At 69.6% G+C, this 12,834-nt stretch carries 15 protein-coding genes; 8 read left to right on the top strand and 7 right to left on the bottom strand.

Translation table 11 applies throughout. The features are described 5' to 3' along the window. Nucleotides 1–38: 38 nt before the first annotated feature. Nucleotides 39–1,142 (top strand): GGDEF domain-containing protein, encoded by a 1,104-nt coding sequence (locus tag A4W93_RS28265; RefSeq protein ID WP_085753780.1) that lies wholly within the window; start codon nt 39–41, stop codon nt 1,140–1,142. Here the strand turns inward: A4W93_RS28265 and proC are convergent. Together proC and A4W93_RS28255 are read right to left on the bottom strand one after the other, a co-directional pair. After that, a complete protein-coding gene (proC, locus tag A4W93_RS28260; protein WP_085753779.1) occupies nt 1,103–1,909 on the bottom strand; it encodes a pyrroline-5-carboxylate reductase in 807 nt (268 codons plus the stop codon). The genes A4W93_RS28265 and proC overlap by 40 nt on opposite strands. Beyond that, the gene (locus A4W93_RS28255) at nt 1,906–2,745 is read right to left on the bottom strand and encodes a LysR family transcriptional regulator (RefSeq protein WP_085753778.1); all 840 of its coding nucleotides are present in this window, start codon (nt 2,743–2,745) and stop codon (nt 1,906–1,908) included. The genes proC and A4W93_RS28255 overlap by 4 nt, the downstream gene beginning before the upstream one ends. Nucleotides 2,746–2,843: 98 nt before the next feature. Here A4W93_RS28255 and A4W93_RS28250 point away from each other — a divergent pair, with 98 nt between their 5' ends. The 3 genes from A4W93_RS28250 (at nt 2,844) to A4W93_RS28240 (ending at nt 5,239) form a co-directional block, all read left to right on the top strand. Then, nucleotides 2,844–3,236: a tautomerase family protein gene (locus tag A4W93_RS28250; protein WP_085753777.1), complete on the top strand. Its 393-nt coding sequence runs from the start codon at nt 2,844–2,846 to the stop codon at nt 3,234–3,236. Nucleotides 3,237–3,335: 99 nt separating this feature from the next. After that, entirely contained in the window at nt 3,336–4,364 is a 1,029-nt protein-coding gene (locus tag A4W93_RS28245; RefSeq protein ID WP_085753776.1) for an MBL fold metallo-hydrolase, read from the top strand. A gap of 5 nt (nt 4,365–4,369) precedes the next feature. After that, nucleotides 4,370–5,239 carry a LysR family transcriptional regulator gene (locus tag A4W93_RS28240; protein ID WP_085753775.1) on the top strand — a complete coding sequence of 290 codons (870 nt, stop codon included), beginning with the start codon at nt 4,370–4,372 and terminating at the stop codon, nt 5,237–5,239. Here A4W93_RS28240 and A4W93_RS28235 read toward each other — a convergent pair. From A4W93_RS28235 to A4W93_RS28225, 3 genes are read right to left on the bottom strand one after another with little or no spacing between them, the layout of a single operon-like run. Further along, nucleotides 5,236–5,775 (bottom strand): DUF6036 family nucleotidyltransferase, encoded by a 540-nt coding sequence (locus A4W93_RS28235; protein WP_099960010.1) that lies wholly within the window; start codon nt 5,773–5,775, stop codon nt 5,236–5,238. The genes A4W93_RS28240 and A4W93_RS28235 overlap by 4 nt on opposite strands. Further along, entirely contained in the window at nt 5,772–6,452 is a 681-nt protein-coding gene (locus A4W93_RS28230; RefSeq protein ID WP_099960009.1) for a helix-turn-helix transcriptional regulator, read from the bottom strand. Before A4W93_RS28230 ends, A4W93_RS28235 begins: the two co-directional genes overlap by 4 nt. Before the next feature lie 53 nt (nt 6,453–6,505). Then, on the bottom strand, nt 6,506–7,207 hold the full coding sequence (locus A4W93_RS28225) for a YggS family pyridoxal phosphate-dependent enzyme (protein WP_085753773.1): 702 nt from the start codon (nt 7,205–7,207) through the stop codon (nt 6,506–6,508). 73 nt (nt 7,208–7,280) lie between these two features. Here A4W93_RS28225 and A4W93_RS28220 point away from each other — a divergent pair, with 73 nt between their 5' ends. The 4 genes from A4W93_RS28220 to A4W93_RS28205 are packed head-to-tail and all read left to right on the top strand — an operon-like array spanning nt 7,281 to nt 11,100. Then, entirely contained in the window at nt 7,281–8,324 is a 1,044-nt protein-coding gene (locus A4W93_RS28220; protein WP_085753772.1) for a type IV pilus twitching motility protein PilT, read from the top strand. A 59-nt stretch (nt 8,325–8,383) separates the two neighbouring features. Further along, complete coding sequence (locus tag A4W93_RS28215; RefSeq protein WP_085753771.1) at nt 8,384–9,043, top strand: cyclic nucleotide-binding domain-containing protein; 660 nt, start codon at nt 8,384–8,386, stop codon at nt 9,041–9,043. A gap of 27 nt (nt 9,044–9,070) precedes the next feature. Next, nucleotides 9,071–10,207 (top strand): PilT/PilU family type 4a pilus ATPase, encoded by a 1,137-nt coding sequence (locus A4W93_RS28210; protein ID WP_085753770.1) that lies wholly within the window; start codon nt 9,071–9,073, stop codon nt 10,205–10,207. Continuing rightward, a complete protein-coding gene (locus A4W93_RS28205) occupies nt 10,207–11,100 on the top strand; it encodes an NAD(P)-dependent oxidoreductase (RefSeq protein ID WP_085753769.1) in 894 nt (297 codons plus the stop codon). The genes A4W93_RS28210 and A4W93_RS28205 overlap by 1 nt, the downstream gene beginning before the upstream one ends. On the opposite strand, the gene A4W93_RS28200 is transcribed toward A4W93_RS28205, so the two are convergent. After that, nucleotides 11,081–11,521: a hypothetical protein gene (locus A4W93_RS28200; RefSeq protein ID WP_085753768.1), complete on the bottom strand. Its 441-nt coding sequence runs from the start codon at nt 11,519–11,521 to the stop codon at nt 11,081–11,083. The genes A4W93_RS28205 and A4W93_RS28200 overlap by 20 nt on opposite strands. Then, nucleotides 11,511–12,815 (bottom strand): hemolysin family protein, encoded by a 1,305-nt coding sequence (locus tag A4W93_RS28195; protein WP_085753767.1) that lies wholly within the window; start codon nt 12,813–12,815, stop codon nt 11,511–11,513. Before A4W93_RS28195 ends, A4W93_RS28200 begins: the two co-directional genes overlap by 11 nt. Nucleotides 12,816–12,834 lie beyond the last annotated feature (19 nt).

Here is a 12,834-nt window from a genome sequence, read left to right as displayed (position 1 = left end):
TTGCGCCAGGTTGTTTCAGTCTGTAACGTGATGGCTTCATGCTCTTCTCGCGTTCGCCGGCTGCCGGCCACCTTGCCTCCATCGCTTTCCGAGGCCGTTCGTACTGGCAGGTGCTGACACGTGTCGCCCCGGTGGCCGGGGCGATCCACGGCACCTTCGCGCTGCTGTTCCAGGGCATGGGCGCTTCGCGCCTCGCCCTCGGCAACCTCGCCTTCACCGCGCTGTGGGGCGTGATCTACGGCCTGCTGCGCGGTCGGCACAACCGCCTCGCGGTGCTGCTGCTCTGGGTCGCCATTCCGGGCCATTCGCTGCTGGCCACCCTCGTGCTGGGCTGGGACAGCGGCTTCCACTACTACGTGCTGCTGATGGTCCCGGTGATGTTCGTGAGCCCCGGGCGGCAGAACACCACCCGCGTGCTGCTCGGCACGCTGCTGGCGGTGTTCTACGTGGCCCTCGACATCTCCGCGCGGCGCACGGTGCCGCTGGAGCCCATCGCCGCGGGCGCGCTCGACTGGGTGCGCTTCTTCAACATGGCCAGCACCTTTTTCGTGCTGGGCTACCTCGCCCACGTGTACTTCGGCGTGGTGGGCGTCGCGGAAGGCCACCTGCGCGCGCTCGCCACCACGGACTCGCTGACGGGGCTCGCCAACCGCCGGCGCATCCTCGACGTCGCGAACTACGAGATCCAGCGCGGGCGCCGGGAAGGCACGCCGCTGTCGTTCGTGCTGGGCGACGTGGACCACTTCAAGCGCATCAACGACGGCCGCGGCCACGAGACCGGCGACCAGGTGCTGATGGCGATGGCCGGCGTGCTGCGCTCGGTGGTGCGCGAGCGCGACACCGTGGCCCGCTGGGGCGGCGAGGAGTTCCTCGTCGTGCTGCCCGAGACGGGCCTGGAGGAGGCGATGCGTGTGTCCGAACGCGCGCGGCTGGCCATGGAAAACGGCGTGTGGCCCGACGACCGGCCCGTCACGATGACCCTGGGCGTGAGCCAGTGGCGCCCCGACGAGACCCTGGCCGAGGCCGTGGCCCGCGCCGACGAGGCGCTGTACCGCGGCAAGCACGCGGGCCGCAACCGCAGCGTGCTCGAGCGGCCCGCGGTTCAGCCGAACTCGTTGCCCAGTTCGCCGGCGCGGCGCTGAGCCGCCTTCATCGCCTTCACGAACGCGGCCTTCACGCCGCTCGATTCCATCGACGTGAGCGCGGCGTACGTGGTGCCACCCTTGGACGTCACGCGTTCGCGCAGCACCGACGGGGGTTCGCTCGAGGCCTGGGCCAGCGACGAGGCACCCGAGAACGTGGCGAGCGCGAGCTGCTTGCCCTGCTCGGCCGTGAGGCCCATCTCTTCCGCGGCCTGCACCATGGCCTCGACGAAGTAGAAGACGTAGGCGGGGCCGGAGCCCGACAGCGCCGTGACGGCGTCGAGGTCGCCTTCCTGGTCCACCCAGACGGTGCGGCCGGTGGGGGCCAGCAGCTTGTCTGCGTTCTTGCGCTCCTGCGGGGTCACGGCGGGCCGGGCGTACAGGCCCGCGATGCCCTGGCCGATCAGCGCGGGCGTGTTGGGCATCGCGCGGATCACGCGTTCGGTGCCGAGCGCGGCCACGATGGCGTCGCTGCGGATGCCGGCCATCACGCTGAACTGCAGGGCCTTGCCGAGGTGCTGGGCGACCGGGGCCGCGGCCTCCTTGAAGACCTGGGGCTTGACGGCCCAGACGGCGACGTCGGCCCGCTGCAGCACCGACCCCGGCGCTTCGAGCGTGATCACGCCCAGGTCGCGCTGCAGCACCGACCGCTGGTCGGCATTCGGCTCCAGCACGAGGATGTCCGCGGGGGAGCGGCCGCTCTTGAGCAGCCCGCCGATGACGGCGCTGGCCATGTTGCCACCGCCAATGAATGCGATCGTGTTCATCCGGCAAGTGTAGACCCGGCCCATCGCTTCAACGCGGTGGCCGTGGCCTCCAGGCCGGGCCGCGCCTGCAGGTAGAACGAGAGCTTGCCCGGCGACGTCCAGCCCCGCGGGCGCACCAGGTCGCCGGGGATGGCCGATTCGTTCAGGCACCCGAGGCCCCAGCCCGCCCGGATCGCGGCCACGGCGCCATGGCTGCCCGAACAGCTCAGCTGCACGTGGTGCGGCCGGCCGTTGCGCTGCAGGGACTGCAACGCGATCTCGCGCACCGGGCAGCCCGGCCCCAGCAGCACGAGCGGCACGGCGTCGTCGCGCGGCACGGTGAAACGCGGCGCGGCCACCCACGACAGCGGCTCGCGCCGCAGCAGCCGGGCGCCGGGCAGCGGTTCGTTGCTGGTGATCACGGCCAGGTCCATCTCGCCCGCGGCCCACAGCGCGCGCAGCGACTGCGAACTCGACCACAGCAGCTCGATGCGCGCCGGCTGCGTGTGCTCGTGCAGCAGGTCCATCAGCCCGGACAGGTGCGCGGGCAGGAAGTACTCGCTGATGCCGATGCGCCAGGGCCGCGGTGGTGCGGCGCCGGTCACCGCGGCGCGTGCCGCGTCCTGCAGCGCGAGCAGCTGCTTCGCGTGCGGCAGGAAACGTTCGCCCTCGGGCGTCAGCGCGAGCGCGCGCGTGCTGCGCGTGGCGAGGGCCACGCCCAGCGACGATTCGAGCTGGCGCAGGTGCGTGCTGACGGCCGACTGCGTGCGGTGGACTTCGCGCGCCGCCGCCGTCACCGAGCCATGCCGGGCGATGGCGGCGAAGCTGCGCAGCCACAGGGGGTCGAGGTCATTCATTCGATGTTCCGCTCAATGCCATCGAATCAATCCGATTGTTCGATGAATGTCCCCAGCCTACAGTGAATCCGTCCCCTTCACCACCACGGAGTTCCGAGATGCCCTACCTGCACATCCAGCTGTCCGGCGAACCCGACGACACCCTCGCCGCGCGCGTGGCCGAACACGCGACCGACCTCACCGCCCGCCTGCTCGGCAAGGACCCGGCGCTCACCGCGGTGGTGGTCGACTTCATCCCCGCCCGCCGCTGGTTCATCGCGAAGGCGCCGCTGTCGGCCTCGGGCGAACGCAGCTACCACTGGCTCGTGACCATCACCGACGAGACCAACACGAAGGCCGAGAAGGCCGCCTACCTCGCCGCGGTGCACGAGACCATGGGCGGCCTGCTGGGCGGCGTGGCCGACCACTCGTACGTCCAGATGGCCGACGTGCGGGCCGCGGCCTACGGCTACGGCGGCGTGACGCAGGAGCGGCGGTACCAGCGGCCCTGAGCTATAAGAGAAACCATGGGGGATCGCAAAGAAAATGCGATTTCCCATATCGATTGGGGTTCAATACGCTGCGGGCACATCCACCCGAGGACCCCTCCGATGAACCAGGCCCTGCCCGCCACCGCCGCATTGCCCGTCCCCAACCGCCCCCGCCGCTGGCCCCGCCGCCTGGGCGGGGGGCTGCTCGCCCTCGCCGCGGTGCTGGTCGCCGGCGGCGTGGCGCTGTTCGCGGTGGACACGCCCGTGCCCCTCGGCCCCGAGCCGGCCGGCCTGGCGGACCCGCTGCCGCCGGCCCACCCGCCCGCGGGGCTCGCGTTCAGCGTGCTGCAGACGGGCGTCTCCGACGGCGCCGCCGAGGCGCTGATCGTGGGCCGCGGCCGCTGGACGGTCCACCGTCGGCCGTCGCAGTCGGCCGTGCTCGTGCGCCATCCGTCGGGCCTGCTGCTGTTCGACAGCGGACTCGGCCGCCAGGTCGACACCCAGTTCGCCGCCAATGCCTGGCGCCACCGCGTGATGTTCGGGTACCAGCGGGCCGGGCACCTGCCCGTGGTCGACCAGCTGGAACGCGCGGGCTGGGACCCGAAGCAGGTGCGCGCGATCATCCCGTCGCACATGCACTGGGACCACGTGAGCGGGCTGGCCGACTTCCCCGATGCCGAGGTGTGGGTCACGCCGCAGGAGCGCGAGGGGGCGACGCACGGCCACGCCCCGGCCTTCCTCGCGAGCCAGTTCGCCGGCGTGACCCGGTGGCACGACGTGCGCTTCGACGGGCCCGCGCGGCTCGGCTTCCCCGCCAGCCACGACGTGTTCGGCGACGGCAGCGTGGTGCTGCTGCCGATGGGCGGGCACACCGCCGGCCAGACGGGCCTGCTGCTGCGGCTGCCGTCGGGCGCGACGTACCTCTTCACCGGCGACGTCACGTGGACGATCGAGGGCGTGACCCAGGCCTCCGACCGCTCGTGGCTGCTGCGCCACCTGCTGCCGCTGGACCACGACGAGGCCGCCAACCGCGCCGTCATCGCGCACCTGCACCAGCTGTCGCGGCGCCACCCCGGGATCCGCATCGTGCCCGCGCACGACGAAAACGTGCTCGAGACCCTGCCGAAATTTCCCGCGCTGAGCCCCTGACCGCCATGCACCTCCGCAACCTCCGCTACTTCTGCGCCGCCTGCGAGACCCGCTCCACCGTGGCCGCCGCCCGGCAGTGCCACGTGACCCAGCCGGCGATCTCGAACGCCATCGCGCAGTTGGAGGAGGAACTGGGGACCGTGCTGTTCACGCGCCAGGCGCGGGGCCTCGTGCCCACCGCCGCGGGGCTGCGGCTGTATCGCCAGGGCGGCAAGCTGCTGGCCGACGCGTCCGCCATCGTCGAGTCGTTCCAGGATGCGGGCAGCCGGCCGCGCCTCGCGCTGCGCATCCACCCGGCCCTCGACACCGCCCACGTCGCGCGGCTGCTGCGGCACCTGCGCCGCGAACTCGTCCCGCTCGAACTCACGGTGCTGGAACAGGACGTTGCGGCCGGGGATGGGTCGCCGGCCGACGTGGAGCTGACGGTGGAGTCGTGCGTGCCCTCGGGCCACACCTTCGTGCCGCTGTGGGACGAACGCTACGTGCTCGCGGTGCCGCCCGACCACCCGCTCGCGGTGCAGGAACAGGTGAGCCTGCGCGACCTGCACGGCACGGCCTTCGTCGACCGCCTGCATTGCGAACTGGCGCCGCACTGGCACGCGGGGCTCACCCAGCACCACGTGGTGCCCGACGTGCGGGCCCGCGTGCGCAGCGAGGAGTGGGCGATGGGGCTGGTGGCCGCCGGCGTGGGCGTGACGATCGCGCCGCTGCACGGCGGCCGGGCGCGCCCCGGCGTCGTGGTGCGGGGCGACGTGCCCGAACTGCAATCGGTGACCCGCCGGGTCGGCTTCGCGTTCCCGGGCGTGGCCCAGGGCACGGTGGCCGAGGTCGTGCGGGTGTGTTCGCCGTGGACACCCGTGGAGGCGAGTGTCTAGGGCACCTCTGCCACTTTGGCCCATCGGCGAATGCGTGCGCGAAGCTGCATCTGCTGCTTGCCATCGAGGGGCATGAGGGAGACCAACTCGAGCACCTGGTCGAGGGCCACGTATTGGTGTGCGAACAGCGCGACGCAGAAGTCGCGATCCTTGTCGCGAGCAGCCCACGCCTTCGACATGAAGAGGTCCGGCACGTCGAGACAGTAGCCAACGAAGCCATTGGTGTTCTCGTTCTGCACCCTGCAGACCCTGGCCTGCCAGCCTTCCGGCAGCGTGGCGGTGTCGGGCCCGACACCCTGTGCGTAGTATCCGTGCGTGGTGTGGAAGTTCGAACCTTCGCCGATGGCTCCGTCGATCTCGTCAGCCAACTCCGGTGCATTCAGCGGGTAAATGTCTGCTTCCGCCGACATGGTGAACACGGCAGGCGGATTCGGCTTCGATCCGAGGATCGACTGGCTGCCGACGATCATGAATTCGTATTCCCTGGTGATGTCGGCGCTTGCTCGAATGATGTGTTCGAGTTCCGCGCGGGTCACGTGCCACCCCCGTGGTCGACGTCGCCCAGGACGACGCCGTTCTTCAAGGCGCGCACGTCCTTCAGGACGGCCTGACGCGTCTTTTCAGGGAGGACCATGACCAGCGGTGACGCCTGGCGAAGCTCCTGCGCGCGCCGGGTGCGCCCCAGAGCCTTTCGCCATTGCCTGTGCTCGAGGATGTTCTCCCACTCGCGCCACAGCCCGACGGAGCGGGAGTCCGCGGAGTTCATCAGCCACTGGCGCAGTGTCTCCTGGGCTTGATTCAACAGATCCGGGTTCGTCCGCACCAGTGATATGGCGTGTTCGTGCAAGGCCAGACTCTGGAGGTCCTGGGCTTGGTGGCGGGAGGAATCGGTCGAGATCAACACCTGCACAGCGGGGCGTGCATGGCGAGACCGCGCGGCCGCGGAGCCCGGTGGTGCGGGTTGCATCGTGGCGGCGGCCACAAGCGCCAGATCGCCGCTGACACCGAGGATCGACATGACCCGCAGATAGTTGCCGAAAGAGGGGGCGGGATCGCCCGACTCGATGGCCCTCAGTGTGTTTCGAGTCATGCCCACACGCTGGGCCATTTCGACCGAGCTCATTCCCTGCGCCTCGCGAAGGCGCTTCAGCCGGTCGCCCAACTGCAAGAGCAGTTGTCGATCGAGGACCGAGGTCAGGATCGGGGTGGTCATGTGGTCAACATATTAACCAAATCGAGAAGATTTGGTCAATTTACTGACCAAATTCAAGACATCGCGGAGGACCGCGCCCCGAAGATGGCCGTGCCCACCCGCACCATCGTCGACCCCTCCAGGATCGCCGCCTCCAGGTCGGCCGTCATGCCCATCGACAGCGTGTCGAGGTCGAGTCCGTCCGACCGGAGTGTTTCGAGAAGTTCGCGAAGTTTCCGGTGGGCCGCCCGCTGTTCGTCGGGGTCGTCCGAAGGTTCGGGAATGGCCATCAGCCCGCGCAGCCGCAGCCGCGGCAGCGCCGCCACCGCACGCGCTGCGGCGGGCAGGTCGGCCGGCAGCAGGCCGCTCTTGGTCGCCTCGCCGCTCGTGTTGACCTGCAGGCACACCTGCATCGGCGGCAGTTCGGGCGGGCGCTGGTCCGACAGCCGTTCGGCGATCTTCAGCCGGTCGACCGTGTGCACCCAGTCGAACTGGGAGGCCACCACCCGCGTCTTGTTGCTCTGCAGCGGGCCGATCAGGTGCCACTCCAGCTCGCCGCGCAACTCGATGAGGGCGCCGATCTTGTCGAGGCCTTCCTGGACGTAGTTCTCGCCGAAGCGCCGCTCGCCCGCCGCGATGGCCTCGCGGACCGCATCCGGGCTGTAAGTTTTGCTTACGGTTAGCAACGTGACGCTTTGCACGGGGCGTTGCGCCACCGCACAGGCCCGGGCGATGCGCTCGTGCACTTGTTGTATGTTCGCTGCAATCGTCGCCATAATCCCGCGAGCCTATCTCATCGGGACGGGCGACCGCATTCCGCTGCCACCCTTCCCGGGCCCCGAAAGACACATGGACATCACCCAACTGCTGGCGTTTTCGGTCAAGAACAAGGCTTCCGACCTTCACCTCTCCGCCGGTCTGCCGCCGATGATCCGTGTGCACGGCGACGTGCGGCGCATCAACGTCGACCCCCTCGAGCACAAGCAGGTGCACGAGATGGTCTACGACATCATGAACGACTCGCAGCGCAAGGCCTACGAGGAAACGCTCGAAGTCGACTTCTCGTTCGAGATCCAGGGTCTCGCCCGCTTCCGCGTCAACGCGTTCAACCAGAACCGCGGCGCCGGTGCGGTGTTCCGGACCATTCCGTCGAAGATCCTCACGCTCGAGCAGCTCAACGCGCCGAAGATCTTCGCCGAGCTGTCGCTCAAGCCGCGCGGCCTCGTGCTGGTCACCGGCCCCACGGGTTCGGGCAAGTCCACCACGCTCGCGGGCATGGTGAACCACCTCAACGAAAACGAGTACGGCCACGTGCTGACCGTGGAAGACCCGATCGAGTTCGTGCACGAATCGAAGAAGTGCCTGGTCAACCAGCGCGAAGTCGGCCCGCACACGCTGAGCTTCGCCAACGCGCTGCGCTCCGCGCTTCGTGAAGACCCGGACGCCATCCTCGTGGGCGAAATGCGCGACCTGGAGACCATCCGCCTCGCGCTGACCGCCGCCGAGACGGGCCACCTGGTGTTCGGCACGCTGCACACGTCCAGCGCCGCGAAGACCGTCGACCGCATCGTCGACGTGTTCCCCGCGGCCGAGAAGGACATGGTGCGCGCGATGCTGTCGGAGTCGCTCGTCGCGGTGATCTCGCAGACGCTGTGCAAGCTCAAGGACGGCACCGGCCGCGTGGCCGCGCACGAGATCATGCTCGGCACGCCCGCGATCCGGAACCTGATCCGCGAGAACAAGATCGCGCAGATGTATTCGTCCATCCAGACCGGCAACAGCGTGGGCATGCAGACGCTCGACCAGAACCTGGTCGACCTGGTGCGCCGCAACATCATCTCGCCCGCGGAAGCCCGCGGCAAGGCGAAGTCGCCGGAGAACTTCCCCGGCTGACCCCGGGGCGGACCCGCGCCACGACGCGCCACGTGCGACTGCAGTGATCGGATCGAGAGATGGCGCTGAAGAAACTGTTCGACCGTTTGAAGCGCGGCCCCGCCGAGGCGGTGGCCGTGCAGCCGCGCGACAGTGCCACGTCCGACTCGGGCTTCTTCTCGACCCAGTTCGTCGACCGCGGCGAGGAAAGCCAGGTGCTGGCCACGTGGGCCGCGCGGGCGCCCGACGTGGGCGCGAAGCCGCTCGATCGCGCCGCCGCCGAACCGCTGTTCGCGAAGCTGTGGGGCGCCGACCGCTACGTGGCCGCGCTGTCCCCCGAGGAACTGCAGCGCATGAGCCGCTACCTGCACTTCGTCACCGTGCCGCCCGACCAGGAGGTCATCGGCCAGGACGAGCAGGGCGACTACATGCTGATCGTGCTCGAGGGCACCCTCGCGGTCGACCGCATCCAGCCGTGGGGCGGCCGCGCGCGGCTGGCCGAGGCGCGTGCGGGCGACATGCTCGGCGAGATGTCGCTGCTCGACGCCGGCGCGCGCTTCTCCGCCTGCACCACCCTCACCCCGTGCACGCTCGCCGTCGTGGACGCGCAGCGGCTCGATGAGATGATCACCAACGAACCGCGCCTCGGCCTGGCCTTGCTGGCCTCGCTGTCGCGCCGGCTCTCGCTGAGGTTGCGCCAGGTCAGCGCGCGCCTCAGTGCCTTGCTGTCCAGCAACTAGACCGTTTGACCCTTCAGGGAATCGACCATGGAAAGAGACCAGGCATCGAAATTCGTCAACGACCTGCTGCGCCTGATGGTGTCGCGCAACGGGTCCGACCTCTTCCTGACCGCCGACTTCCCGCCGGCCATCAAGGTGGACGGCAAGGTGACGAAGGTGTCGCCGCAACCCCTCACCGGGCAGCACACCATCGCGCTCGCGCGGGCGGTGATGAACGACAAGCAGGCCGCCGAGTTCGAGCGCACGAAGGAATGCAACTTCGCGATCTCGCCGCAGGGCATCGGCCGCTTCCGGGTCAACGCCTTCGTGCAGCAGAGCAACATCGGCCTCGTGATGCGGACCATCCCGCAGACCCTGCCCACCATCGACGCGCTGAACCTGCCGCAGGTGCTCAAGGACGTCACGATGACCAAGCGCGGCCTCGTGATCTTCGTGGGTGCCACCGGCTCCGGCAAGAGCACGTCGCTCGCCGCGATGGTGGACTTCCGCAACGAGAACTCGTATGGCCACATCATCACCATCGAGGACCCGGTCGAGTTCGTGCACCCGCACAAGAACTGCATCGTCACGCAGCGCGAGGTGGGCCTCGACACCGAGGGCTGGGAGCAGGCGCTGAAGAACACGCTGCGCCAGGCGCCCGACGTCATCCTGATGGGTGAGATCCGCGACCGCGAGACGATGGAACACGCCGTGGCCTTCGCCGAGACGGGCCACCTGTGCATGGCCACGCTGCACGCCAACAGCGCCAACCAGGCCCTCGACCGCATCATCAACTTCTTCCCCGAGGAACGTCGCGCCCAGCTGCTGATGGACCTCTCGCTGAACCTGAAGTCGCTGATCTCGCAGCGCCTGCTGCCGCGCCAGGAAGGCAAGGGCCGCATCGCCGCGGTCGAGATCCTGCTGAACACCCCCCTCATCTCCGACCTGATCTTCAAGGGCGAGGTCAGCGAGATCAAGGAGATCATGAAGAAGTCGCGCGAGCTGGGCATGCAGACCTTCGACCAGGCCCTGTTCGACCTGTACGAGAACCAGCTCGTCACGTACGAGGACGCGCTGCGCAACGCCGACTCCGTCAACGACCTGCGCCTGCAGATCAAGCTCCACAGCAACCGTGCCCGCAACGCCGACCTGGCCGCGGGCACCGAACACCTGACCATCGTCTGATGACCACCCGCTCCTACGATCCCGTTCCTTCCCGCCGCGTGGCCTTCCTGGGCCTCGGCGTCATGGGCTACCCGATGGCCGGCCACCTCGCGCGCGCCGGCCACCAGGTGACCGTCTACAACCGCACCGCCGCCAAGTCCGCCCAATGGGTGGCCGAGCACGGTGGCAAGAGCGCCGCCACGCCGCAGGCCGCCGCCACGGGCGCCGACATCGTCTTCGCCTGCGTGGGCAACGACAACGACCTGCGCCACGTCACCACGGGCGCCGACGGCGCCTTCGCGGGCATGGCCGCCGGCAGCATCTTCGTGGACCACACCACGGCGTCGGCCGAGGTCGCGCGCGAGCTGTCCGCCGTCGCACGCCAGCGCGGCTTCGAGTTCATCGATGCGCCGGTGTCGGGCGGCAACCTGGGCGCCATCAATGGCGCGCTGACCGTGATGTGCGGCGGCGACACGAAGGCCTTCGACACGGTGCGCCCGATCGCGCTCGCGTTCTCGAAGGCCGTCACGCTGCTCGGCGAGAGCGGTGCGGGCCAGCTCGCGAAGATGGTCAACCAGATCTGCATCGCCGGCCTCGTGCAGGGCCTGTCGGAAGCCATCGCGTTCGGCCAGAAGGCCGGCCTCGACATGAAGGCCGTGCTCGACGTCATCGGCAAGGGCGCGGCCCAGAGCTGGCAGATGGACAACCGCGGCCCCACGATGGTCGAGGGCAAGTTCGACTTCGGCTTCGCGGTCGACTGGATGCGCAAGGACCTGGGCCTCGTGCTCGCCGAGGCGCAGCGCAACGGGGCGCGGCTGCCGGTCACGGCGCTGGTGGACCAGTTCTATGCCGATGTGCAGGCGCTCGGTGGTGGACGCAATGACACGTCCTCCCTCATCCGCCGCCTGACCTGACCTCGCAGTCTCGCGCCACCAGGCGCAGCAGAAGCAGGAACTGCGAGGCGGTGCCGAAGCGCCTCGCCTCGAGCAGCGTCGGGCCGTCCGGCTGCAGGCGCACGCCGTAGGTGTCGTCGTCGCGGTCGAAGCGCACTTCGGCCGCGGCCGGCGTGGACAGCGCCACGTCCAGCGGTGATCCGCGCTCGCGGCCGCGCCATGCGGTGACACGCAGCGTGCAGCCGTTCTCCAGCGCGTACGTCCACCGGCGGGCGCGGTGGGCTTCGCCGCCGATCTCGTTCATCACGCGCAGGCGTTCGGGGTTGTCCATGTCGTGCGGACTGGTGAGGGATCGGTCCTCGCTCGGGTATCCGTCGGCGCAGCCACCGAGCCCCACCAGTGCGGCAACGGCCGCGGCGCGGCGCAGGCGGTCAGTCGCCATCGGCGCCCTCCTCCGGCGGCAGGCGCGTGGCCAGCACCTTGTCGATGGTCTTGCCGTCCATGTCGACGATCTCGAAGCGCCAGCCGTCCCAATCGACCGTGTCCGCCACCTTCGGCAGGCGGCCCGTCAGCAGCATCATCAGGCCGCTGAGCGTGTGGTAACGGCCGCGTTCCTCCTCGGGCACGCGGTCGAGCTGCAGGCGGTCCTTCAGCTCGGGCACGGGGATGTGGCCGTCGAGCAGCCACGAGCCATCCTCGCGCTGCACCGCCCACGCGTCGGCTGCGTCGGCGGGCTGGAACTCGCCGGTGATGGCTTCCACCAGGTCCTGCAGGGTCACGAGGCCCTTGACCTCGCCGTACTCGTCGACCACGAAGGCCATGTGCACGCCCGACGAACGGAAGTTGTCGAGCAGCTCCATGCCGGTCAGGGTCTCGGGCACGTAGAGCGGCGGACGCAGTTGCTCCTCGAGCGAGGGCGGCACGCCGCGCACCATGCGCGACAGCAGCTGACGGGCGTTCGCGACGCCCACGATGTCGTGCAGGCCGCCGCGCACCACCGGGAAGTGGTTGTGGTCCGACGACTCGATGCGCGCGTGGTTCACCTCGAACTCGAGCGTGGTGTCGAGGCACACGATGTCGGCGCGCGGCACCATCAGCGAACCGATCTGGCGGTCGTCGAGGCGGAACACGTTGCGCACCATCGTGTGCTCGTGCGACTCGATGACACCGGCGCTCGTGCCTTCGGCGAGCACCGCGTGGATCTCCTCCTCGGTCACCTCGGGGGTCTTGCGGTCGGTGACGCCCAGCAGGCGCAGCAGCAGCTGCGTCGAGCCCGACAGCAGCTTCACGAACGGCTTCGTCGCGAGCGACAGCGCGTCGATGGGGCGGGCCACGAGCCGGGCCACGGCCTCGGGGTGGCTCTGGCCGAGGCGCTTGGGCACCAGCTCGCCGAGCACGATCGAGAAGTACGTGATCAGCACGACGACGAGGCCGGTGCCGGCCCAGCCGGCCCACTCGGCCGGCACGCCGAGGCTGGCGAGCCAGACCGACAGCGGCCCCGCGAGCGCCGCCTCGCCGACGATGCCGTTCAGCACGCCGATGGAGGTGATGCCGATCTGGATGGTCGACAGGAAGCGGGTCGGGTCGGCGCCGAGCTTCACGGCGGCGGCCGCCGCGCGGTCGCCCTCGTCGAGGGCCTTCTGCAGCCGGGTGCGCCGGGCCGTGACGAGGGCGATCTCGGACATGGCGAACAGGCCGTTGAGGAGGATGAGGGCGAGGAGTAAGGCGATTTCCATGGATGGGGGCGTTCAGGGC

Source organism: Piscinibacter gummiphilus (assembly GCF_002116905.1).
GTDB lineage: Bacteria > Pseudomonadota > Gammaproteobacteria > Burkholderiales > Burkholderiaceae_C > Rhizobacter > Rhizobacter gummiphilus.
Note: the sequence above shows the minus strand (reverse complement) of the source record. Positions and strands in the feature narration are given on the sequence as shown.